The following is a 23,254-nucleotide window of genomic DNA, read 5'->3' as shown; positions in this document are numbered from 1 at the left end:
CAGGAAGAACATTACATGACTGCCGCCGCCATGTGAAATCCGTTCCCCGCACCCCTTCTGACCTGCGAAAACGCCAAACAGGGGCAGTGGGCGGCGATGATCCGGGAACACCGAAGCCCCGGTCCTGAGGACCGGGGCTTCGGGATCGGTGCGGAGGCGGAGGGATTTGAACCCTCGATGGGCTTTAAGGCCCAAACCGCATTAGCAGTGCGGCGCCATAGACCGGACTAGGCGACGCCTCCAGCACAACCGCTCACGCGAGCGCGCGAGTGGTGCGTGCAGATGATGACACAGCCTCGCGGCCCGTCACCAATCGAGCTCCACGGTACTAGGCACGGGGGCCGCAGGGCAAAGGGCTTCCGCGGCGGGGCGCAACGTCCTGACGACACAGCCGTTGGGCAGGGCATGGTCTTTCTCTCCCAGCGGGGGGCCGCGCGCGTCCTCCTCCGGCACGGGCGCCGCGACGGCGCGCACACCGCCCTCGCCGTGTCCTCCCTCACCGCCGTCTCGGCCCTGGTCTCCCTCGCCGCCGTACCCGCCGTCGCGGCGCCCGCGGGGCCGCCGCCCGTGCGGCCCGAGGACCGGGCCGGGGAGCATCTGACCGTCGCCGTGGCGCACACCGGGTCCGGGAAGGACGGGACGTACGAACTGTTCTGTCATCCGGACGGCGGAAGCCACCCGGACCCGGCCGGGACCTGCCGGGCGCTGGACGGGACGACGGAATGGGGGCGCGACCCCTTCGCCCCGGTGCCCCCCGGCTCCGTCTGCACCATGATCTACGGCGGTCCGGCCACCGCCCATGTCACCGGCACCTGGGCCGGCCGGCCCGTCGACGCCGTGTACGACCGCAGCAACGGGTGCGAGATCGGGCGGTGGGACCGGATGGTGCCGCTGCTGCCCGGTCTGGGACCGGCGTAGCTGCCCGCCGGCGGCCCGGCGCGCGGGCGGAACGCGGAAGTCTCCGCGGTGCCCGCCGTGCCTCCCGGCCGGATCACCCCCGCATCGCCCAGGCCGTAAAGGTCCCGCGAAGGTCTTGCGGAGCCGCGCCGGAGCCAGAGGCGGAGCCGGGGCCGGAGTCGGGGCCCCGGTCGGTGGTCGTGCACAGGTTCGATGTCACTTCCTCGTGGGACCTCCCTCTCATCCGGCGCCGCGAGCGCAACACGTGCGCATAGACTCCCTCGCGTGACACGTCGCGGGCCGGTTGGCAAGATGGCCCGAGCGGTCGGCAAGGTGCGGTAACAGGGAGGAAGGCGTCTCGTGAGCAGCAGGCCATCCCGAGGCGCTGCTCGCCTCGCAGCCATACTCGACGCTCTGCCGGACGCGTTGGTCCTGGTCAACGCCAACGGAACCGTCGTCAACGCCAACACCATCGCGCTCGAGGCATTCGAGGCGCCGGGTACGGCTCTCGTGGGGCGTGGGCTGCTCGATCTGCTGCCCGAGTTCGACTCGCGGCTGATCCCGGGTTCGATGCGGCGGCCCGATCACATGGACCCGCACGGTCGGACCAAGCCGGCCCGGATGCTCGCCCGGCGGACCGACGGCTCGTCGTTCCCCGTCGAGGTCACGAGCGCGAACCTGGAGAACGGGCAGCAGGCGTACGATGGTTACGGCTACACCGGCGACGAGCTGCTGATGATCGTCGTCCGGGACCTGTCGGGGACCGTGGACACCGAGGCGGAGCTGGCGCGCTCGCAGCGGCAGACCGAGATGATCCTGCGCGCGGCCGCGGAAGGTGTCGTCGGCACCGACACCGACGGGCGGATCGTGCTCGTCAACCCGGCCGCCGCGCAGATACTGGGTTACCGGGCCGGCGAGCTGGGCGGCAAGGAGCTGCACGGCCTCGTGCTGCACTCGCGCGGCGACGGCACCCCCTTCCCGTACGAGGAGTCGCCGCTCGCCGACACCCTGCGCTCCGGGCGCAAGCACCGGGTGCGCGGGCAGGTGCTGTGGTCCAAGGGTGACCAGAAGGTCTCCGTCGACCTCACCACCGCTCCCGTGCGCGACGGGGACCAGCTGGTCGGCGCCGTGATGACCTTCACCGACCGGCGGCCGTACGAGGCGCTGGCCGAGGAGAAGGCCGCCCAGGAGAAGGCGCACACGGAGGAGATCGAGCGGCTCTCCGAGGAGCACGCCTCCGATCTGACCGCGCTGCGCCAGAAGCACGTCACCGAGGTCGAGGAGCTGCGCGAGGCGCACGCGGAGGACGTCGCGTCGGCCGAGGAGCGGTACGCGGCGCTCGCCGAGCGCGAGAAGGACCGGTACGAGGCGCTCGCCGGGCGGCACGACCAACTGCTGACCCTGCTCGGGCAGTCGCTGCGCGGGCCGCTGGACGAACTGCGGCGCGAGCTGTCCGCGCTGGCCGCGGACGACGCCGGGCAGCTGTGGCCCGAGGCCAACCAGGTGCTGCACCACCTGTCCGCCGGGTACGCGCGCATCACCACCCTCATCGACAACGTCCTCGGCTACCAGCTGCTGGACGCCGGCAGCGAGGACATCACCCGGACGAAGGTGATGCTGGACGCCGTCGTCGCCGCCGGTGTCGACGGCGCGGTGGAGCTGATCGGCCCCGGCCGGGTGCAGTTCGCCGTGCACGCGCCGCCCATCGAGGCCGAGGTCGACCCGCGGCGGCTCGCGACCGCGCTCGCGCACCTCGTGGCGGACGTGGCCGGCGTCGACGCCACCGGCAACGCGCCCGCCTCCACGGGCGGTTACCTGGACAACACGGTCGTGGTCGCCGCCGCCCAGCGCGGTGAGGTCGTCCGCATCGAGGTGCGCGGTCCGTACTCCGGGGGAGACCCGGTGCACGAGCCGATCGTGCGCGGGATCGTGCGGGCCCACGGCGGGGTGCTCCAGACGCACGAGGTGCCGGGCATGAGCGGCAGCGCGTATGTGCTGGAGGTGCCGATCGGCGGTGGCGCCGGATCCGTGGCCGCCCTGCCGGCCGTGGCCGACACCGCCGCGGAGGAGAGCGGCGCGGCCGACGGGCACACGGTGGGCAGTGGCGGACGGCGGCGGGCCCGGCGGGCCTCCACGGACGCCTTCCTGGAGAGCGGTGACGTGCCCGGCACGGCCGACACCGGTGCGGCGGAGGCGCCCGCGCCGACCGGTCGGCGGCGCCGGCGTGCCGCCGCGCCCGCCGAGGAGACCGCCGTCGCCGTGGTCCCGGCCGAGGGCGAGCAGACGGCACCGGCATCGGTTTCGACACCGGCACTGGCATCGGCATCGGCATCGGCATCGGCATCGGCATCGGCATCGGCATCGTCCAGCGGCTCCGGACGGCGCCGTGGCCGGCCCGCCGAGAACGGCGCCGGTGACGCCGGTGACGGTGCGGGCGTCAGCGAGGGTGCCGTGGTGACCGCGGCGGAGCACGCCGCGGGCGCGGCCGCCGCCGGTACGGGACTCGGCGCCGCCGTACCGCCGCAGGGCGTGCCCGTCCGCCCCGACGCCGGGGCACCGGCGCAGGCCGCGCTGCCGGCCGCGCTCCCGGCCGGGAGCGGCACGGGGCAGCAGGCTCCTGGTGCCCCGCAGGACACCCCGGAGGACGCCCCGGGCGAGGGCGCGCAGCCGACCGGGCGGCGCCGGCGGGCGCTGGCCGCCGCGGCCGAGCGCGCCGCCGCGCAGGAGGCGGCCGGCCCGCGTCCGGTCTTCGCCCTGCCGCCGGCCGAGGCCGACCGCGCACCGCAGTCCGCCGAGCCGGTGAGCCCCAAGGCCCCGCCGCAGCCGCAGCCGCACGAGGCGGCACCCGGTGACGCCGGCCGGCACGACGCCGTACCGCTCGACCAGTCCGAGGACCACACCCCGCCGCAGCCGCACCCCACCAGTGCGCCGACCGGCCGGCGCCGCCGTGCCGTGGCCCCGCCGACCCAGGGTGCGCCCGCGCCGGAGACCGCGCAGGCCCAGCCTGTTCCCGCCCCCGTGCCTGCCCCCGTGCCGGTGCCGGCCCAGCCGGTCGCGCCGGGGAAGGCGGCGTCCGGTACGCAGCCGGGTGCGCAGGCCGCGGCACCGGTTCGGGGAGGCGCCGCCACGGCCACGCCCGCCGTACCCGGACAGCCGCTGCCCGCCCGGGCGGCCCCGGCCCCGGCGCAGACCCCGACCCCGCCCAGTGGTACCCCGGCCGTGCAGCCGCTGCCCGCCGAGGCCACCGCGGCGGCCACCGCCGGTGCCCGACAGGCTCCGGCGCCCGCGGCCGCCGTCCCTCAGCAGTGGCCCGGTGCCGACGACACGTCCGGCGCGGGTACCCCCGTGGCCGACGCGGCGCGGGCCGCGCAGCCGTTGCCCGCCGAGGACGCCGCGGCCGACGCGAACTCCACGCAGGGGCGGGCGATCAGCGTCCGCACCCTCGGCCAGGGCGTGCCGTTCGCGCGGCAGGCGGCGCAGGTGCAGCAGCCGGCGCAGACGCAGACCCCGCCGCCGCACGCGCCCGGCGGTTCCGGCCGCCGGCGCAAGCTGGGCACGCCTCCCGACCCGGCGGCCCGCCCGGAGCCGGCGGCCGAGGCGGCGACCGCGCAGCCGGCCGTGGCGCAGCCGTCGCTCGGCGGACAGTCCCGGCCCGCGCCGGGCACCGAGGGCGCCGGACGGTCGTACGCCATAGGCGCCCCGGACGCCGACGCCGCCGAGGGGCCCGAGCCGCTGGACGGTCCCGGCGGGGCCGTCGAGGTCGCGGACCCGCCGCGGCCGCAGCCGATGGACGACGAGCTGCCCCCGGAGCCGCTGGACAACCCGCGCCGGCTGCTGGTGTGGCCCGCGCCCGACGTGACGACCCAGCAGGCTCTGAGCGACCGCGGCTACCGCCCGGTGATCGTGCACTCCCGTGAGGAGGTCGACGCGCAGATCGCGGCCTTCCCCGCCGCGCTGTTCGTGGACCCGCTGACCGGGCCCATCACGCGTACGGCCCTCCAGTCGCTGCGCCAGGCCGCCGTGGCCGCCGAGGTGCCGGTGCTGGTCACGGCCGGACTCGGGCAGGCGACGCGCGAGGCGGCGTACGGCGCCGATCCCGCCGTGCTGCTGAAGGCGCTCGCGCCGCGCGACAGCGAGCAGCACCCGCCGCGCGTCCTGCTCATCGAGGAGCACGCGGAGATCGCGCTGGCGCTGACCGCGACGCTGGAGCGGCGCGGCATGCAGGTGGCGCGCGCCGCGAACGACAACGACGCGGTGACGCTCGCGGGGCAGTTCCGGCCGAACCTCGTGGTGATGGACCTGATGCAGGTGCAGCCCCGGCAGCCCGGAGCCGGGTTCGCCGGGATCATCGACTGGCTGCGGGCGAACAGCCGGCTCAACCGCACCCCGCTGGTCGTCTACACCGCCGCCGTCGACCAGGCCGACCTGCCCCGGCTGGCCTCGGGCGAGACGGTGCTGTTCCTCGCGGAGCGGTCCACGAGCGCGGACGTGCAGAGTCGGATCGTGGACCTGCTGGCGCGGATCGGCACCAACTGACGTAACGCCGGACACGTCACCGGCCGGGCAGGAACCGTTCGTTCCTGCCCGGCCGGTGTATCCGCCCCGCGGGGTCAGAGGCGGGTGACGTCGAGGGCGCCGTCCGCGTACTGCCTGCGCAGCACCTTCTTGTCGAACTTGCCCACGCTCGTCTTCGGCACCGACTCGACGATCGTCCAGCGCTCGGGGAGCTGCCACCTGGCGATGTGGCCCTCCTCGGCGAGGAACGTGCGCAGGGTCGTGAAGTCGGCGTGCGCGCCCTCCCTGAGGACGACCGTGGCCAGCGGGCGCTCGCCCCACTTCTCGTCGGGTACGGCGACCACGGCGGCCTCGGCGACGTCCGGGTGGGACATCAGCGCGTTCTCCAGCTCCACGGAGGAGATCCACTCGCCGCCGGACTTGATGACGTCCTTGGCGCGGTCGGTGAGGGTGAGGAAGCCGTCGGGGGAGATGGTGCCGACGTCGCCGGTCTTCAGCCAGCCGTCCTCGCTGAACTTGTCGGCGGGGCGCAGCGGTTCGGCGTCCGGGCCGTTGTAGTAGGCGCCGACGATCCAGTTGCCGCGCACCTCCAGCTCGCCCGCCGACTCCCCGTCCCAGGGCAGGCGCTCGCCGTCGGGGCCGCTGAGCCGGGCCTCGACGCCGGCCGGGAAGCGGCCCTGGGTGAGGCGGTAGGCGAACTCCTCGTCGGTGCCGACCGCATGGGCCGGCGGGCGGGCCACCGTGCCGAGCGGGGAGGTCTCCGTCATGCCCCAGGCGTGGCAGACCCGCATGCCGAGCCGGTCGAAGGCCGTCATCAGGGAGGGCGGACAGGCCGCGCCGCCGATGGTGACCTGGGTGAGGGCGGAGACGTCGCGGGGGCGGGCGGTCAGCTCGGCGAGCAGCCCCTGCCAGATGGTGGGCACGGCGGCCGCGTGGGTCGGCCTCTCGCCCTCGATCATCTCGGCGAGCGGGGCCGGCTGCAGGAAGCGGTCCGGCATCAGCATGTTGACGCCGGTCATGAAGGTGGCGTGCGGCAGGCCCCAGGCGTTGACGTGGAACTGGGGAACCACCACCAGGGAGGTGTCCTGGTCGGTCAGGCCCATGGACTGGGTCATGTTGACCTGCATGGAGTGCAGGTAGATCGAACGGTGGCTGTAGACCACGCCCTTGGGGTCGCCGGTCGTGCCGGAGGTGTAGCACATGGCGGCGGCCCGGCGCTCGTCCAGCTCGGGCCAGTCGAACGTGGTCGGCCGGTCCGCGATCAGTTCCTCGTACTCGTGCACCCGCGCACCGGCACCGGCGAGCGGGGAACGGTCGCCCGGACCGGAGACCACGATGTGCTCGACGGTCGGCAGCGAGGACAGCAGCGGCGCGAGCAGCGGGATCAGCGAGCCGTTGACGATGACGACCTTGTCGGCCGCGTGGTTGACGATCCACACGAGCTGCTCGGCGGGCAGCCGCAGATTGAGGGTGTGCAGCACGGCGCCCATGGACGGGACCGCGAAGTACGCCTCGACGTGCTCGGCGTTGTTCCACATCAGCGTCGCGACCCGGTCGTCGTCCCGGACGCCCAGCTCGTCCCGCAGGGCGTTCGCCAGCTGTACGGCGCGCGCGCCCGCCTCGGCGAAGGTGCGGCGCTGCGGCTCGCCCTCCCCGGTCCAGGTGGTGATCCGGGACTGCCCGTGGATCCTCATCCCGTGTTCGAGGATCCGAGTGACGGTCAGCGGTACGTCCTGCATGGTGCTCAGCACGGCGGTCCTCCCGGGGCGGCGTTGCCCTGCGCGGCAGTAGGGGTAGGGCAGATTCTGCTCACATACCGCGCGGTATGTCACTAGGGAGTACGTCACCACGAGAACGGGAACCCGACGCCGGCGGGGTGCCGGCCGGGGAGTGCGTGGGGTGCGCGTGGGGTGCCGGCTAGCGGATGAGGCCCAGCTCGGTGTTTTCCCGCAGCTTGCCGAGCGCACGGGACACCGCCGACTTCACCGTGCCCACCGATACGCCGAGCACCTCGGCGGTCTGGGCCTCGCTGAGGTCCTCGTAGTACCGCAGGACGACCATCGCCCGCTGCCGCGCCGGCAGTTTCGTGATCGCCCGCCACATGGCGTCGCGCAGTGCCTGCCGCTCGGCCGGGTCGTCGTCGCCGGGCACCGGCTCCGGCTCGGGCAGCTCCTCGCAGCAGAACTCGTCCACCCTGCGCTTGCGCCACTGCGAGGTCCGGGTGTTCAGCAGCGCACGGCGCACATAGCCGTCCAGCGCCCGCTGGTCCTCGATCCGGTCCCAGGCCACGTACGTCTTGGCGAGCGCGGTCTGCAGCAGGTCCTCGGCATCGCTCGGGTTCGCGGTCAGCGAGCGTGCGGTGCGCAGCAGGACCGGCTGGCGGGCCCGGACGTACGAGGCGAACGACGGGTACGTGGGGGCAGCGCCGCCCTGGCGCACTCGGGCGTGGGGGAGGGTCTGTCCCGCTGGTGCGGCGGCAGCCGAGGCGCTGGTGCAGACGGGTGTGGTCATGGCTCCACGCTAGGAGCGGGAGCCGCCCCGGCGGATCGCCCGCAGGTCCCGAAGCGGCGTCCCCCTCAGGTTGTAGGGGTGGGGCGGGCTCCACCTCCTGAAGGTGGAGTACGGGTCCACCCGGTCTGCGGGTTCGACCCTGAGGCGGACCCCGAGGCGGGGCGGGGGCGCTCGCACGGGTACGGCGGTCTCCGCCCGTGGCCCCCACCGTGACCTGCGGCAACCGGCCCGTGGCCGGCGGTCGCCGGCACCCCGGCCCGCGGTCACCGGCGTCCCTCGGCTCAGCCGTCCGATGTCAGGACCAGCCCCGACGTCGGGACACCTGTGCCGGCCGTCACCAGGGTGCGGGACGCGCCCGGTATCTGGTTGACCGCCGTGCCGCGCAGTTGGCGTACCGCCTCCGCGATGCCGTTCATGCCGTGCAGATACGCCTCCCCCAGCTGGCCTCCGTGCGTGTTCAGCGGCAGCCGCTCGTCGGCGACGAAGCCGGCCGCCTCCCCTCTGCCGCAGAAGCCGAACTCCTCCAGCTGCATCAGCACGAACGGCGTGAAGTGGTCGTACAGGATCCCCACGTCGATGTCGGCCGGGCCGAGGCCGGAGGACCGCCACAGCCGGCGGGCCACCACGCCCATCTCCGGCAGGCCGGTCAGCTCGTCCCGGTAGAAGCTGGTCATCTGCTCCTGCGCCCGCCCGGCGCCCTGCGCGGCCGCCGCGATCACGGCCGGGGGACGCCGCAGGTCCCGGGCCCGCTCCACCGAGGTGACGACGACCGCCTGCCCGCCGTCGGTCTCCTGACAGCAGTCGAGCAGTCGCAGCGGCTCCACGATCCAGCGGGACGCGGCGTGCTCGGCGAGGGTGAGGGGGCGGCCGTGGAAGTACGCCGCCGGGTTGGTCGCCGCGTACTTACGGTCCACCACGGCCACGTGCCCGAACACCTCGGGTGTCAGTCCGTACGCGTACAGATACCGCTGGGCCGCCATCGCGACCCAGGAGGCCGGGGTGAGCAGCCCGAACGGCAGCACCCAGCCGAGCGCCGCCCCCTCCGCCGACGGCTCCCGGTGCTGCACGCCCGCGCCGAATCTGCGGCCCGAGCGCTCGTTGAAGGCGCGGTAGCAGACCACCACCTCCGCCACGCCCGTCGCCACCGCGAGCGCCGCCTGCAGGACCGTCGCGCAGGCCGCGCCGCCGCCGTAGTGGACCCGCGAGAAGAAGGACAGCTCGCCCATCCCGCAGGCCTGGGCCACGGTGATCTCCGGGCTCGTGTCCATCGTGAACGTCACCATCCCGTCCACGTCGGCCGGCGCCAGGCCCGCGTCGTCCAGCGCGGCCCGCACCGCCTCCACCGCCAGCCGCAGCTCACTGCACCCCGAGTCCTTGGAGAACGCGGTGGCCCCGATCCCGGCGATCGCCGCGCGGCCGCCCAGGGTGTCCCGAGTCCGCGCGCTCATGACGCGCATCCGCCGGGAGAGATGTCCACGCCGGACGACGCGCCTGTGCCGGGAGACTCACCTGCGCCGGGAGACACGCCTGCGCCGGGGAGGGTGACCGTCACCGTCCCGGTCACATGCCGGCCGATGCCGTTGGCGCCGACGACCCGCACGGTCGCCGTGGCACCGTCGTCGTCTTCGACGACGTCCTCGATCCGGCCGGTCAACACCATCGTGTCCCCCGGGTAGTTGGGTGCTCCCAGCCGGATGGCGACCTTGCGCAGCACCGCCGTCGGCCCGAAGTGGTCGGTGATGTACCTGCCGACGAGGCCGTTCGTCGTCAGGATGTTCATGAAGATGTCCGGCGAGCCCTTCTGCCGGGCCAGCTCCGCGTCGTGGTGCACGTCCTGGTAGTCCCGGGACGCGATGGCCCCTGCCACGATCAGCGTGCGCGTGACCGGGATCTCCAGCGGCGGCAGCTCGGCACCCACCCTCGGCTCCGCCGCGACCTCACTCGCCATGTGCGATCAACTCCCCCAGTTCATAGAGCACTTCTGCCCCGCAGCCCGGATACGCGTCCAGCTGCCGGCCCGTGCGGCCGCACTCCCCCACTCTCGGCTTCGCCCGAGCGGGGACCTCAGCCCCGCCTCGGACGCCCACCAGGCGGCGGTCAGCGCGCGCGTGGCGTGCGGCGGCCCGGCGTGCCGCCGCCAGGCCGCCTCGCAGGCCGTCACCCGGATCGCCTCGGTGTCCATGGGGGCGTCGGCGGCGCGCAGTCGGACGGTCTGCCGGGTGGCCAGCGGGCGCCCGGGCTGCTCCCGGGCACCGATGCGCCACGGCCCGCGCCGCCGAGCCCGCGCACACCCCGGCCGGGAGCCCGGCGAAGGCCGTACGCGCGGTGGCGAGGACGTCGGTGTGGGCCTCCGGGCCGCCCACCGGCTCGGCGGGTGCCCGGTCGAGGGTCAGCCTCCCCGCCGGCCAGGGCGCCGTCAGCCCGACCGGGGTGACGGCCGTGCCCCGGCCGAGCGGGACCGGCCACAGCCCCCGGCCGGCGTCGGCGACCAGGACATGGGCGGCGTCCCGCAGCCACGGCACCACCGGGACCGTGCCGGTCAGCTCCCCGCGCGCCGGAGCCCGCGCACCCTCCCGCGCCGAGACCCGCCGCGAGCCCCGCACCGTGGCCCGCACCACGACCTGCGCGGGAAGCACCCCGGCCACCACCGCCGAGCCCTCCTCGACCGACGGGAGCAGTGCGCCGCGCTGCTCGTCGCCGCCGTGCGCGGTGAGGGCCCGCAGGCCGTACACACCCGCGTACGGCACCTGGGCCGTCGCCTGCCCCTGTTCCTCCAGGAGCAGCACCGGCCCGAGCAGGCCCAGGCCCGTCACCGCGCGGACCAGGCCCGCCGCGCACAGGGCAGCCGTCCACAGCTCCGGCGCGCTGCCGGTCCCGGCCGCCTTCAGCCGGTCGGGGCCGGCGACGTCGCCGAAGATCCGCACGGCCGGATCGCGGGCCCCGGCCCGGGCCTCGGTGGGCGTGAGGTCCATGTCAGCCCTCGCCCTCGACGACCCGGAAGACCGGCAGGACCAGCGCGCCCTCGCCGTCCCCGCCTCCCCCGTCGGCCCCGTCGGCCCCGTAGCGTCGGAACTCCACCCGGACCGGCAGCCCGATGCGCACCTTGTCGTACGGCACCCCGACCACGTTGCTCACCATCCGCACGCCCTCGGCGAGTTGGATCAGGCCGACCGCGTACGGCGGATCGAAGGCCGGGAAGGGCGGATGGTGCATCACCACGTACGAGTGGACCGTGCCCTCGCCGCTCGCCTCGACCGTGTCCCACTCCGGACAGCCGCAGGCGTTGCAGCCCGGCAGCCAGGGGTGGCGCAGGGTGCCGCACTCCGCGCAGCGCTGGATCAGCAGCCGGTGGCCGGCCACGCCCTCCCAGAAGCCCGCGTTGTCCCGGTTGACCACCGGGCGGGGGCGGCGGGGGCGCGGAGCGGGCGGTTCCCGGCGCGCGGGGGCGTACTTGAGGATGCGGAAGCGGTGCGTGCCCACCAGTTCCCCGGCGACCCGGACGTCGGTGCGGGTCGTCACGAAGTAGCCCGTGCCCAGCTTCGTCGTCTTCCGCTCCGACACCGCCTCGATCACCGTGTCGAAGGCCACCTCGTCCCCCGGGCGCAGGGGCCGCAGGTACTCCTGCTCGCAGTCGGTGGCCACGACGGACGTGCAGCCCGCCGCATCGAGCAGGCCGACCAGTTCGTCGTAGGCGCCCGTGCGCCCCACGTGTCCGGACAGGCCGCCCATCGTCCAGGCCTGGAGCATGGTGGGCGGGGCGACGGCGTCCGGGCCCGCGTACCCGGGGTTGGTGTCGCCCATCGCCTCGCACCAGTGCCGGATCATCGGCAGGTTCACCGGGTCCTTGCCCACGCCGGCGACGGCGGCCGCCCGCCCTTCGTACCCCGCGAGCCGCACACCCGGCTCGTCCGTCTCCGGAACCCCCGCGCTCACCGCCGCCCCCTTCGTGTCCCGGCCGCTCGCGCCGTCCGTGCCGTCCCGAGCCGCGTCGTCGCGACGATCTCCCGCTGCACCTCGCTCACCCCGCCCCCGAACGTGTTGATCTGCGCCGCCCTGTTCAGCCGCTCCAGCTCGCCGCCCCCGAAGACCCCCGGGGAACCCGCGCGAACCGGTCCCGCCTCGCCCGCGATCTCCTGACACATGCGATACGTCGCGACAGCCGATTCCGTTCCCGCGAATTTCACGCCGCTCGCCCCGCCGGGAGCCGGTCGGCCCGCCCCCACGTCGGCCACCAAACGTCGGCTGAGCAGGCGGTTCGCCGCGAGACGGGCATGTGCCTCGGCCGCCCGCAGGCGCACCCGGGCTCGTCGATCCGGCGGCGCAGATTCACTGGATCGGGTGTACGGGCTGCGGCGAGCGCGGCTTCGGGACACTCCTCGGCCTGCGTGCCGAGCGCGGCGAGCGCGACCCGTTCGTGGTTGAGCCGGCCGGTGATCAGCGGCCGGCCCTCGTGCTGGGTGCCGACCAGGTTCCGGGCGGGGACGCGGACACCCGGCCTCGCCGCTGAGGATCCGGGGCAGGAAGCGGGTCTTCTGCTCCTCGCCGCCGTACCGCATGAGGGTGGGCCCGACGGTGTTGGGCGTGACCATGGAGACCGGGGCGCCCGCCCGGTGGGCCTCGTCGACGAACACGAACTGCTCGTCCGCGCCCCGGCCCCGGCCGCCGTACTCGACCGGCCACCCGATCCCCAGCCTGCCGTCGGAGCCGATGCGGCGCAACAGGGCGCAGGGGTCGGCGGGTTCGCCGCGCGCAGGCAGCACGGTGCGGAAGCAGGCGCGCAGTTCGGCGCGCAGGCGCTGCTGTCGCTGCGTGGGGGCGAGGTGCACGGCGGGCCTCCCTGCCTCGCGGACCTTCCCGGGAAGATTTCTGACTGTCCGTCAGATTGCTGGAGGTGTCAAGGTCGCCGGCTCCATGACCGCGCCCCGCGTGCCGCACTGCCCGGGAAAACGCCGACGCGGCCGCACCGAAGTGCCGCCGCGCGACGTGTTACGACCCCGAAGCACACCCCACGAGGGCCCTCACCGAGAGGGACCTCGTCCCGAGCTCACCAGAGGTTGGCGAAGTTGACGGACACGTTCTCGTTGCCCTGCCGGATGGCCGTGAAGGCGGAACCGTTGACCTGAGCGGTGTTGCTCTGGTTCGACGCGCCGTTGCCGACCGCACTCTGCTGGGTGGTTGAGGAGTTGCCGAAGTTGTCGTGGCCGACACCGCTGCCGATGACGCTCGCCACACCGGCGTTCGATCCGTGACCTGCGATGGCGCCGTTGTCTGCGGCGGCGACACCGCTGAACAGGGCGGCGGCGAGCGGGAGAGCAGCGACGGCGGCGACAACGCGGGCGGTACGGATGCTTGCCATCTTGTTCCTCCAGAAAGCGGCCCGAGAGGCCGGAAGTTTGTGAACTACAGCTGATGTCAGGGCAGTTGGCCGACCGCCTCGACTTCATGGACGACGTCGCGAATCAAGAGTTGCCCACCGAATCCCCGGCGAACCACCCGGGATGCCCCGATTAGCACGCAAGTGTGAGGACAAGTCGATAAACCTCTATCGCCACGATTCGCCTTCTCTCCCCCAGGAGGCGTGTACCTGCCCATTCACCTACCAAGCGGCACAAGCGGTGAACCGTTCCGCCACGCACCCCGCCGCACGCCGGCTCATCCCGCACACCGAGCGCACCCCCTTCCCTTTTTCGAACGTACGTACGAACATAGATTCATGGCCACCACCGACCGGCAGGCCACGACCCTGGCCCTCGCACACGCGCTGTCCGCCGCCGAACGCGGCCTGGCCGTCATCCCCCTGTCCCGGACGAAACTCCCGGCCCTGCGCTCCCCTCACCGCGACGACCCCGACCCGGCGGGACCGCGCTGCCACGGCGCGTGCGGCCGCTTCGGCCACGGCGTGTACGACGCCTCGACCGACCCCGCCCGCATCCGCGAGCTGTTCGCCGCCGCCCCCTGGGCCACCGGCTACGGCATCGCCTGCGGGCTGCCCCCGTACCATCTGATCGGCGTCGACCTGGACACCAAGTCCGGCACGGACTCCTCGACCGCCCTGCGCGAACTGGCCCTGCGGCATCTGTTCACGATTCCGGAGACGGTCGTCGTACGGACTCCGAGCGGCGGCCGCCATCTGTGGCTCACCGGCCCGCCGGACGCCGTCGTACCGAACTCGGCCGGCCGTCTCGCCCCCGGCATCGACATCCGGGGCGCCGGCGGCTACCTCGTGGGCCCCGGCTCACGCACCGAGCACGGCGTCTACACCACCGCGCCGGGCACCGCACACCTGGCCCCCGCCCCCTGCCCGCCGTCCCTCCTGCGCCTGCTCCTGCCCCCGCCGCGCGCCCCGCACCCGGCCCCGGCCGGCTCCGGCGACCACGGCCGCGGCCTGGTCCAGTTCGTCCTCAGCGCCCACGAGGGCCAGCGCAACACCCGCCTGTTCTGGGCGGCCTGCCGCGCCTACGAGAACGGCCTCGGCCCCGCCCTCGCGGACGCCCTGACCGAGGCGGCCCTGGGCACCGGCCTGACCGAACGCGAGGCCCGCGCGACGATCGCCTCGGCTGCCCGGATGACGGGACACCGACCGTGAACCGGGCACGGACAAGGGGCACCCCGAACCGGGGCACCCCTTCTGACCAGCACATCCACTACCTGTGCGGAGGCGGTGGGATTTGAACCCACGGTGACATCGCTGCCACGACGGTTTTCAAGACCGTTCCCTTCGGCCGCTCGGGCACGCCTCCCCGCGCCGTCCACCTGGGACGGAGCGGGTAACAGCGTACCGGGAGCAGGCGTTCGGCGGGCGCCGTGGTCCGGTACCGGGACCGGGAGAGCGCTCACGAGCCCGCCCAGGAGCGAGCGGGGCGCCCGCCGAACGCCGAGGCCGGCATGCTCGCGGGGACGTGTCCCGGCGGCTGCGGCCGCCGACGCGACACACGCGTGCGTGCCGGGCGCCATGCCGCTCCGCGAGCCCGTGTCCCCGCGCGAAGGCCGCGCCCTGTCGTCCACATGCGAGGGCGCACCCCCGTTCTTCGTGAACGGCGAAGGGGCGCCCCTCCGTGGAGAGGCGCCCCCTGCGCGCGCGTGCCGGTGTCGGCGGTGGGTCAGCTGTCGCCCACCCGGGCGCCCAGGGTCAGGTCCACCGTGTGCTCCTGGCCGCCCCGCTTGTAGGTGACCGTCACCTTGTCGCCCGGCTTGTGGGTCCAGATGTCGCCGATCAGGGTCGGGCCGCTGTCGATCACCATGTCGTCCAGCTTGGTGATCACGTCGCCGGGCTTCAGGCCCGCCTTGTCGGCGGGGCCGCCCGACTCGACCGCGGCGGAACCGGCCGCGCCCTGGTCGGTGATCTTCGCGCCGTCGCTGGAGTCCTCCAGCGAGACGGACGCGCCGATCTTGGCGTACACCGGCTTGCCGGTCTTGATCAGCTGCTGCGCGACGTACTTGGCCTGGTTGATCGGGATGGCGAAGCCCAGGCCGATCGAGCCGGACTGCCCGGAGCCGCCGAAGCCGCCGCCGCTGTTGGTCGACTGGATCGCGGAGTTGATGCCGATGACCGCGCCCGAGCCGTCCAGCAGCGGGCCGCCGGAGTTGCCCGGGTTGATCGGCGCGTCGGTCTGCAGGGCGCTCATGTACGACGCCTTGCTGCCGGTGCTGCCGTCGCTGGAGGCCACCGGGCGGTTCTTGGCGCTGATGATGCCGGTCGTCACCGTGTTGGACAGACCGAAGGGGGCGCCGATGGCGATCGTCTCGTCGCCGACGACCACCTTGTCGGAGTCACCGAGCGGGAGGGGGTTGAGGTCCGACGGAGGGTTCTTGAGCTTGACGACCGCCACGTCGTAGCCCTGGGCGTGGCCGACGACCTCGGCGTCGTACTTCTTGCCGTTCGGGAACGTCGCGGTCAGCTTGCCGCCGCCCAGCGCGTCCGCCACCACGTGGTTGTTGGTGATGATGTGGCCCTGGGTGTCGAACACGAAGCCCGTGCCGGTGCCGCCGTTGCCGTTGGTGCCCTCGGCCTCGATGGTGACGGTGCTGGGCAGCGACTTGGCGGCCACGCTGGCGATCGTGCCGGGCGCGCGCTTGACCTGAGTGGCGCCGCCGCTGTCGGAGGCGGAGACGGTGGTGGAGCCGCTGTCGTCGTGGTTCTTGGCCAGGGTGTAGCCGAGGCCGCCGCCCAGGCCGCCCGCGACCAGCGCGGCCACCAGGACCGCGGCGACCAGACCGCCGCGCCCGCGCGGCTTCGGGGCGGGCTGCTGGTACGCCGCACCCCAGACGGGGGCGCCCGGGCCACCGGCACCGCCCACGCCCGCGTCGCCGTAGGACGGGGTCTCGGGATGCGGCGGGGCGGCGGGCCGCGGGGGCGGCCAGGAGCCGTCGGGAGCGGGGCCGGAGGGGTGGGCCGCGCCCGCTTCGGCGGCCGGGGCGTCGCCGGGGACCGGCGGGAGGGGAGTGGTCGGCGCGTTCCCGTCGGGCTCGGGGCTCTGCGGGGAAGCCGCGGAAGAGGCCACCGGCACGGGAGGTGCGGACGGGGCCGGGGGTACCTCGTTGCCCTCGTTCTCGGTGCTCACAGCTCTTCTCCTCGATCCACGGCTGTTGTTGTCGGTCGCACTCGGTCACGCTCGGCAGCTCTGCGTGGTGCTGTGGCCAGTCTTCGCTGGTCCATTTGTATGGAGACAGCTTTTCCCACGGGCCGTCAGAGCACCATAAGCGGTGGCTGTGGGTCCAGGGCCAGTCTTTATATAAGGTTTTTCCGACAAAAGTTACATAACCTGGCATCAGGGATGCCCGCGCCACCCCGAGCACCCTCCGACGGTGGCACGATGACGCGGTGACCCACGCACCACAGCGCTCCGTCCAGGTCGTCGCCCACCGGGGCGCCTCCGAGGACGCGCCCGAACACACCCTGGCCGCCTACAAGAAGGCCATCGAGGACGGCGCCGACGCCCTCGAGTGCGACGTACGACTGACCGCCGACGGCCACCTGGTCTGCGTCCACGACCGCCGGGTGAACCGTACCTCCAACGGCCGCGGCGCCGTCTCCGCCCTGGAACTGGCCGATCTCGCCACCCTCGACTTCGGCTCCCGCAGGACCCGCGAGACCTGGCGCGGCCGGACCTCCGACACCGAGGAGCCCGACTGGGAGCACCGTCCCGAGGACCGCGCGGAGACCTCCGTGCTCACCCTGGAGCGGCTGCTGGAACTGGTCTCGGACGCCGGGCGTCGGGTTGAACTGGCCATCGAGACCAAGCACCCCACACGCTGGGCCGGGCAGGTCGAGGAGCGGCTGCTGACACTGCTGAAGCGGTTCGGACTGGACGCGCCGCCCTCCGCCGCCGAGTCGCTGGTGCGGATCATGAGCTTCTCGGCACGCTCGCTCCATCGCGTGCGTGCCGCCGCCCCGACTCTGCCGACGGTCTACCTCGTGCAGTTCCTCACACCGAGGCTGCGCGACGGCAGGCTGCCCGCGGGCGTGGGGATCGCGGGCCCCTCGATCCGTATCGTGCGCAACAACCCCGCGTACGTGGAGCGACTGAAACGAGCCGGTCATCAGGTGCACGTCTGGACCGTGAACGAGCCCGAGGACGTCGACCTCTGCGTGGAGCTCGGCATCGACGCGATCATCACCAACCGTCCGCGCGCGGTGCTGCGACAGCTGAACCGCGGGTGACTCCGGACACTTTCGTCACAGGGGGTGCACCGGCGCATTCGCTCCGTGCACGAGCGTGACGAATGCGTCACCGGAAGGGGATTGGCCGGTTTCCCCTACAGGTAGAGGGGGCATCCACACCGTGGCGTGGGGCAAAGGAGGTCTCGGGGGTGGCGTTGGTGGTGGCACAGGAGGTGCCCACGTCGTCGAGCATGGCCGTACCCCATGGCCCTGCGGGCGTGGGGAAGGCGAGGCACCGGATGCGCGCACAGCTGCGGAGCGGTGGCGTGTCGGAGTCGGTCATCGACGACGCCGTACTGATCCTTTCGGAACTGCTCAGCAATGCCTGCAAACACGGGCGGCCCCTCGGTGACGCACCGGCCGGTGACGGCGACGTGCGGGCCGCGTGGCGCGTCGACCCGCGCGGGCGGCTCACCGTCGAGGTGACGGACGGCGGCGGTCCGACGCGCCCGGCACCGGCCACGCCGTCGGTGACGGCGCACGGCGGCCGCGGGCTCAACATCATCACGGCCCTCGCCGACGACTGGGGCGTGCGGGACGACATCCGGGGCGAGGTGACGGTCTGGGTGGTGGTCCACGAGGACGTCCACGATCCCGATGCCGGGTGCCGGCACGGCGGTTTCGCTACGCGCGTCACGGCCCCCGCACTCACCAGCATGGACATGGAGATGGCCGGCCTGGACCTCGCGGACGCCTTCGACGATCTGGACTGAGTTCCGGACCGCCGGGATCCGGCCCGTCAGGTCCCTTCGGCCCTCCGCGGGTTCACACCACCGGCGTCGAGCGCGCGTGCGTTGTCCACAGGTTCCCGTCGGTGACGGCCGAAGCGGCTAGGCTCGCGCCCGTACGAGAAGAGCCGTAACCGGGAGACACCCACGATGGCCAAGAAGCGACCCCAGACGAAGGCCAAGCCACAGATCACGGACGGAGAGATCCCGGTTGTCGGCGCCCGCGAGCCCTGCCCCTGCGGCAGCGGCCGACGCTACAAGGCGTGCCACGGCCGGGCCGCCGCACACGCGGTGACGGAGCTGGTGCACCGCCCCTTCGAGGGCCTCGCGGGCGAGTGCGACTGGGTCGCGCTGCGCGAGCTGGTCCCGGCCGCGACGGCCGAGCTGACCCTCAAGGACGGCCTGCCCGAGGGCGTTCCGTCGGTCACGCTCGCCACGGTGCTGCCGATGGCCTGGCCGGCGCTGCGCCGCGACGACGGCTCGATCCTGCTCGGCCTGCAGAACGACACGGCCTCCGGCGACATCAGCCGCGACCTCGCCGACACGCTCGTGCGGGCGCTCGAAGCAGAGCCGGGCACGCCCGTGCAGGGCCGCCGTGCTCCCGCCGAGGGCCCCCGGCTCCAGGACCTGCTCGTCGCCGACGCTCCGTTCGAGCCGGTCGTGCACAGTGGCTTCGAGTTCTGGGTGCCGGACGCGGAGAACGCCGCTCCGGACGTGGCCGCCTCCCTGGAGCGGGCCAACGCCGCCGCGATCCCGACGGCGAAGCTGTCCGGCGTGGACGCGGCGTACTGGTGCGAGACGCCGGAGAAGAACCATCTGCGGTGGGTGATGCCGCACCCCGAGGAGCAGCTTCTGGACGCTCTCGCGCGGCTGCACGCCGCGGGCCGCTCCAGCCTGGGCGAGGGCACCCGGCTCGTGGGCTCCTTCCGTGCTCACGGGCTCACGGTGCCGGTCTGGGACCTGCCGAGCGGGATGTCGGCCGAGGATGTGGAGAAGCCGGCCGCCGAGTTCGCCGAGCGGCTCGCCGCCGCCCTCGCCACCGCCGAACCGCTCACGCCGGACGAGCGCCGGGCCCGCGGCGGTCTGACCAACCGGCAGGTCACGCTCAGCTGAGGCCCCCCTCGCGCGCGTCACAGCTGACCGGTCGGTCAGCCGTGACGACGGCCTCCGGTGCGGGTGACTCCTGTCACAACTCACCGTCGCAGCAGGGAAATCGGTGGCCGAATGCCCCAGCCGGAATTTGCGAACCGGCGATCTCTTGTTACCGTTCCCATATCCCGGTTGCTGGTGCATCCCCCGTCGCCAGCAACCGGGTCTTTCCATGTCCGCGTGATCCCGGCCGCTCCGTCCACATGCGGTGGACGTTCCACAGCCGGGCGTCAACTCCCCTTCGGATCCCCGGAGTCGATCGCGGCGTCGCCCGTGGAACCGTCTCCGGAGTTCGCCGGATCGCTGCCCGAGCGCAACAGCAGACCGCCGTCGGCCCCGTGTTTCGCGAACTCGGTGACGGCCGTGTAGGCGTCCGCCCCGCCCCGGCTGGGCTCACGGGGTGTCTCGCAGGTGGCGGGCTCGTCGTCGGCGCCGGTGACGCAGCGCATCTCGAGACTGTGGCCGCCCGGGCCCATCAGGCTCAGCACGGAGTCGAGCGGCTTGCCGGTGGCGTTGCGGTAGTAGGTGCGCGCCCAGGTCTCCGCTCCCTGGGTCAGCACACAGGTCTGCGCCTCGATGCCGTCGGGTGAGGTGAGCGCGGGGCCGCAGCGGGCGGCGGTGGCGAGACCGAGCCCGAGCAGCCGGGGAGAGACATCGGACGAGGGGACCTTGGCGTCCCCGCCCCCTCCGCCCTGCCCGGCCCCGTCCGCACGCCCGTTCCCGGTCAGTCGCAGGGCGTCGTCCTGGCCCGTGACCGGCGCGTGTGCGGCGTCGTGCGGCTCGTCGGCCGCCGCGTGGTGGGGCTTCTCGCCCACCTGCCCGGCGGACGCCACGGCCAGCGGCAGCGCGACGGCGGCCGTCACGACGCCCATGAGGGCGAGCAGACGGAGGGTGTGCGGGTCCGGCCGGCCGCGCTGTGGCGGGCGGCGTCGGTGTTCCCCGGATGGTCGGTTTCCCCCGGATGGTCGGTTTCCCCCGGAAATTGGCAGCATGTGCGGAAGATAACGATCGAGCGCGGCCCGTCCGCCGCACCCGCGCCGACAGCCCTACAACTCGGGCGCGCTCACACCCGTACGAGTGAGGGCGTCGACCACGGCGTCGACGACCGCCTCCACATCCGGCACCCAGGGCGCGGCCGAGCCGGGCAGCGGAGCGCGCTCCCAGCGGACGGCGCCCTCGCCGGTCTCGGAGGGGGGCAGGGCGAGATACCCGCCCTCGCCGTGGAAGCGCAGGGAGCCGGGGACGAAGTCCTTCGCGTAGAGCAGCTCGCCCAGCTGCTCCATGGAGTACGGCTTGACCAGCAGCGCCCAGCGGGTGGGCGAGGCGATCACCGGGCCGAGACGCATGCCCCGGCGGTCGAGCAGGGCGAGCGCGTGCGCGGCGGCGAGCGCCGGCAGGCTCACCGCGCAGGGAGCCCTGCCCCCGGTCGCGAGGACGATCGGCGCGCTCGGCCGGTTGGTCCACCACCAGCGCACCATGCGCGCGTCGGTGGTGGCCGCGAGCAGGCCGGGGTCGAAGGGGTGCGCTCCGGGCACCGTGCACTCGGGGTCGGGGCAGCCGCAGCGGGCGCGCCCCCGCGGGGCCGGGGCCACACCCGGGAGTACCGGCCACCGCCACTCGGTCGCGAAGGTCAGGGCCGCGTCGATCAGCTCAGGTCCCCCGCCGTTCCGCCTGGACAGGAGCCTGCGTCGCCTTCCGAGGATCTCGCGCATGAGCGCTCGTTCCTTTCCGTTGCACCGCTGGCAACACCGTGGTCCACATCACACCATGTGTCGATCACTTCACTGTGCGTACCTATTGGCGCATCACACCCCCGTGCACGGCAGGGGGGTCCCCAAAGGGTCGAGCATGGGCCGCGTCCGTAGTACGTCGGGCAAAAGCACGGCTGCGGCGCGGGGGTGGCGAAGTATGGCGTTTTTGCCGTCGCGCGTATTTCTCTCCGCCTCCGCCAGGGAGGATGGGGCTCGGCCGTCGGTGGTTATGACGCCCGGGTCCGTCGCCAGGTTCCGGGTGGCCCCCAGCCACCCCTGGCCTTCTCCGAGTACGTACCCATCACGACCGCTGTGACGCTCTGTGGAGCAAGGCCAGTCGACCGCAATGAACCGATACCCGAGGCAGTTTTCAGCCAACTTGGCAGTAAGGCAAGGGGTTCGGGGGAAACCTCGTCCGACTCATGGACACCAGGAATCCTCGCAGGACAATGCTGGACATCCCCTCACGAGTGCGTGTACATGTGGAGACACTGCTAGCGGCGCAGAATGACATGGGGGTTTGCGATGCTTCTGAGCAATACGCACCGGTCTGGAAGCCGGACACCATGAGTGCCCCGCACCCTCCGAAAGTGGCTGGAATCGATTCAACGGTTCCGACGCCCACACACACTGTCGCGCCCGCTCCCCCCGCCCCTGACGCCCCCTCCGCCACGGACGCCGCTCCCGTCGCCTCACCCGACTCCGCCACCGCCGATTCCCCCGCCCCCAGCGCCCCCGCCCCGGGCACCCTCCTCCAGGACCGGCTGGCCGGCTGGGTCTCGGACCTCACCACCCTGCACGAACTGACCGAGCGCATGTCCCGCACGGACAGGCTGGAACCCGCCCTGCACGAGCTGCTGCGCGCCGGAGCGGCCCTCGTCGGCGCCCGCCGCGGGCTCGTCGTCCTGGAGCCCGCCGACGGGCTCGGCCCGCACACCTCCCTCGGCCTCGGCCTCGGCCGCGCCGACCTCGGCCACATCGAGACCGTCCCGCGCGGCGCCCTGCCCTACGACACCGGCGCGGGCACCGAGATCGCCCACCCCGACCTGCTCGCCGAGGACGGCCTCGACCCCCGTCACCGCGAGGTCGCCGCCCGCCTCGGCTACGCCGCCAGCTACGCCCTGCCCCTCGCCGGCGAGTCCGCCGGCCGCCTCGGCGCCGCCGTCTGGCTCTACGACGAACCCGCCGAGCCCGACGAGCGCCGGCGCCACCTGACCGGCCTCTACGTCCGGCACGCCACCGAGCACCTGGCCCGGCTGCTGGAGGTGGAGCGCGCACGCGCGCGCGTGGCGACCATCACCGCGGAACTGCTGCCCTCCCGGCTGCCCCGTGTGCCCGGCGTCCAGCTCGCCGCCCGGCACCGCACCGGCCCGCGCGGCGGCGGCGACTGGTACGACGCGCTGCCGCTGCCCGACGGCGCCCTCGGCCTGTCCGTCGGCTCGGTCACCGGCTCCGGCCCGAGCGCGGTCGCCGCCATGGGCCGGCTGCGCGCCTCCCTGCGCGCGTACGCCGTGATGGAGGGCGAGGACCCGGTCGCCGTCCTGTCCGACCTGGAGCTGCTGCTCAGGCTGACCGAGCCCGCCCGCTCCGCCACCGCCCTGTTCGCCTACTGCGAGCCCGCCCTGCGCAAGATCACCCTGGCCGGCGCCGGACACAGCCCGCCGCTGCTCATCGGCCGGCGGCGCACCGAGTTCGCCGAGACCTCCGTCTCCGCCCCGCTCGGCATGCTCGCGTGCTGGGAGGCGCCCAGCGTGGAGATCCAGGCCGAGGCCGGAGAGACGGTCCTGCTCTACACCGACGGGCTGCTGCACCGTACCGGCGACCCGATGGACCGCGCCTTCGCCCGGCTGCACACGGCCGCCGCGAGCGTCCCGCGCGCGCTGCGCCACGACCCCGGCGCGGTCGCCGACCACGTCCTGCGCACCGTTCTGCCGGACGGCCTGGCCGCGGCCGACAGCGAGGAGGACGTGGTCCTGCTGGCGGCCCGCTTCGACTGACCGCCCGGAATGCATGACCGGGCATAACAGGTCATCCGACCCTGG

Annotated in this window: 17 protein-coding genes, 2 tRNA genes and 1 pseudogene; 7 read left to right on the top strand and 13 right to left on the bottom strand. The window is 73.7% G+C overall.

The window, feature by feature from the left end:
• Nucleotides 1-151: 151 nt before the first annotated feature.
• Nucleotides 152-242: transfer RNA gene (locus tag BIV23_RS11155), tRNA-Ser, on the bottom strand.
• Nucleotides 243-405: 163 nt separating this feature from the next.
• Between BIV23_RS11155 and BIV23_RS11150 the strand changes: the two genes are divergently transcribed.
• Nucleotides 406-918 carry an SSI family serine proteinase inhibitor gene (locus BIV23_RS11150; protein ID WP_071380626.1) on the top strand — a complete coding sequence of 171 codons (513 nt, stop codon included), beginning with the start codon at nt 406-408 and terminating at the stop codon, nt 916-918.
• Between the two features lie 339 nt (nt 919-1,257).
• Nucleotides 1,258-5,433, top strand: a complete 4,176-nt coding sequence (locus tag BIV23_RS11145) for a hybrid sensor histidine kinase/response regulator (protein ID WP_079173076.1) — start codon at nt 1,258-1,260, stop codon at nt 5,431-5,433.
• A gap of 74 nt (nt 5,434-5,507) precedes the next feature.
• On the opposite strand, the gene BIV23_RS11140 is transcribed toward BIV23_RS11145, so the two are convergent.
• The 8 genes and pseudogenes from BIV23_RS11140 to BIV23_RS11105 form a co-directional block, all read right to left on the bottom strand.
• Nucleotides 5,508-7,163, bottom strand: a complete 1,656-nt coding sequence (locus tag BIV23_RS11140) for a long-chain fatty acid--CoA ligase (protein WP_071380625.1) — start codon at nt 7,161-7,163, stop codon at nt 5,508-5,510.
• Nucleotides 7,164-7,329: 166 nt separating this feature from the next.
• Nucleotides 7,330-7,923, bottom strand: coding sequence for a SigE family RNA polymerase sigma factor (locus BIV23_RS11135; protein WP_071380624.1), 594 nt, complete (start codon nt 7,921-7,923; stop codon nt 7,330-7,332).
• A 281-nt stretch (nt 7,924-8,204) separates the two neighbouring features.
• Nucleotides 8,205-9,371: a lipid-transfer protein gene (locus BIV23_RS11130; RefSeq protein ID WP_071380710.1), complete on the bottom strand. Its 1,167-nt coding sequence runs from the start codon at nt 9,369-9,371 to the stop codon at nt 8,205-8,207.
• The gene (locus tag BIV23_RS11125) at nt 9,368-9,871 is read right to left on the bottom strand and encodes a MaoC family dehydratase (RefSeq protein ID WP_071380623.1); all 504 of its coding nucleotides are present in this window, start codon (nt 9,869-9,871) and stop codon (nt 9,368-9,370) included. Before BIV23_RS11125 ends, BIV23_RS11130 begins: the two co-directional genes overlap by 4 nt.
• On the bottom strand, nt 9,861-10,895 hold the full coding sequence (locus BIV23_RS11120; protein ID WP_425443474.1) for an acyl-CoA dehydrogenase family protein: 1,035 nt from the start codon (nt 10,893-10,895) through the stop codon (nt 9,861-9,863). The genes BIV23_RS11125 and BIV23_RS11120 overlap by 11 nt, the downstream gene beginning before the upstream one ends.
• Nucleotide 10,896: 1 nt before the next feature.
• Nucleotides 10,897-11,856, bottom strand: coding sequence for a bifunctional MaoC family dehydratase N-terminal/OB-fold nucleic acid binding domain-containing protein (locus tag BIV23_RS11115; RefSeq protein ID WP_071380622.1), 960 nt, complete (start codon nt 11,854-11,856; stop codon nt 10,897-10,899).
• Nucleotides 11,853-12,749 (bottom strand): annotated as a pseudogene (locus tag BIV23_RS11110) (acyl-CoA dehydrogenase family protein). Before BIV23_RS11110 ends, BIV23_RS11115 begins: the two are co-directional and overlap by 4 nt.
• A gap of 218 nt (nt 12,750-12,967) precedes the next feature.
• Nucleotides 12,968-13,279: a hypothetical protein gene (locus BIV23_RS11105; protein WP_071380621.1), complete on the bottom strand. Its 312-nt coding sequence runs from the start codon at nt 13,277-13,279 to the stop codon at nt 12,968-12,970.
• A gap of 357 nt (nt 13,280-13,636) precedes the next feature.
• Between BIV23_RS11105 and BIV23_RS11100 the strand changes: the two genes are divergently transcribed.
• On the top strand, nt 13,637-14,509 hold the full coding sequence (locus BIV23_RS11100; protein WP_071380620.1) for a bifunctional DNA primase/polymerase: 873 nt from the start codon (nt 13,637-13,639) through the stop codon (nt 14,507-14,509).
• 67 nt (nt 14,510-14,576) lie between these two features.
• Here BIV23_RS11100 and BIV23_RS11095 read toward each other — a convergent pair.
• Together BIV23_RS11095 and BIV23_RS11090 are read right to left on the bottom strand one after the other, a co-directional pair.
• A tRNA-Ser gene (locus BIV23_RS11095) sits at nt 14,577-14,663 on the bottom strand.
• 360 nt (nt 14,664-15,023) lie between these two features.
• Nucleotides 15,024-16,484, bottom strand: coding sequence for a S1C family serine protease (locus BIV23_RS11090; RefSeq protein WP_071380619.1), 1,461 nt, complete (start codon nt 16,482-16,484; stop codon nt 15,024-15,026).
• Nucleotides 16,485-16,744: 260 nt separating this feature from the next.
• Between BIV23_RS11090 and BIV23_RS11085 the strand changes: the two genes are divergently transcribed.
• From BIV23_RS11085 to BIV23_RS11075, 3 genes are all read left to right on the top strand, one after another.
• Entirely contained in the window at nt 16,745-17,584 is an 840-nt protein-coding gene (locus BIV23_RS11085; RefSeq protein WP_071380618.1) for a glycerophosphodiester phosphodiesterase, read from the top strand.
• 62 nt (nt 17,585-17,646) lie between these two features.
• On the top strand, nt 17,647-18,297 hold the full coding sequence (locus tag BIV23_RS11080) for an ATP-binding protein (RefSeq protein ID WP_079173075.1): 651 nt from the start codon (nt 17,647-17,649) through the stop codon (nt 18,295-18,297).
• Nucleotides 18,298-18,462: 165 nt separating this feature from the next.
• Nucleotides 18,463-19,425 carry a DUF5926 family protein gene (locus BIV23_RS11075; protein WP_071380616.1) on the top strand — a complete coding sequence of 321 codons (963 nt, stop codon included), beginning with the start codon at nt 18,463-18,465 and terminating at the stop codon, nt 19,423-19,425.
• A gap of 266 nt (nt 19,426-19,691) precedes the next feature.
• Here the strand turns inward: BIV23_RS11075 and BIV23_RS11070 are convergent, their stop codons facing one another.
• Together BIV23_RS11070 and BIV23_RS11065 are read right to left on the bottom strand one after the other, a co-directional pair.
• A complete protein-coding gene (locus tag BIV23_RS11070; RefSeq protein WP_071380615.1) occupies nt 19,692-20,333 on the bottom strand; it encodes a hypothetical protein in 642 nt (213 codons plus the stop codon).
• Between the two features lie 174 nt (nt 20,334-20,507).
• Nucleotides 20,508-21,173: a bifunctional DNA primase/polymerase gene (locus tag BIV23_RS11065; RefSeq protein WP_071380614.1), complete on the bottom strand. Its 666-nt coding sequence runs from the start codon at nt 21,171-21,173 to the stop codon at nt 20,508-20,510.
• A gap of 488 nt (nt 21,174-21,661) precedes the next feature.
• Here BIV23_RS11065 and BIV23_RS11060 point away from each other — a divergent pair, with 488 nt between their 5' ends.
• Nucleotides 21,662-23,209: a PP2C family protein-serine/threonine phosphatase gene (locus BIV23_RS11060; protein WP_177239842.1), complete on the top strand. Its 1,548-nt coding sequence runs from the start codon at nt 21,662-21,664 to the stop codon at nt 23,207-23,209.
• The last annotated feature ends 45 nt before the right edge of the window (nt 23,210-23,254 follow it).

It is taken from the genome of Streptomyces monashensis (genome assembly GCF_001866665.1).
Taxonomy (GTDB): domain Bacteria; phylum Actinomycetota; class Actinomycetes; order Streptomycetales; family Streptomycetaceae; genus Streptomyces; species Streptomyces monashensis.
Note: the sequence above shows the minus strand (reverse complement) of the source record. Positions and strands in the feature narration are given on the sequence as shown.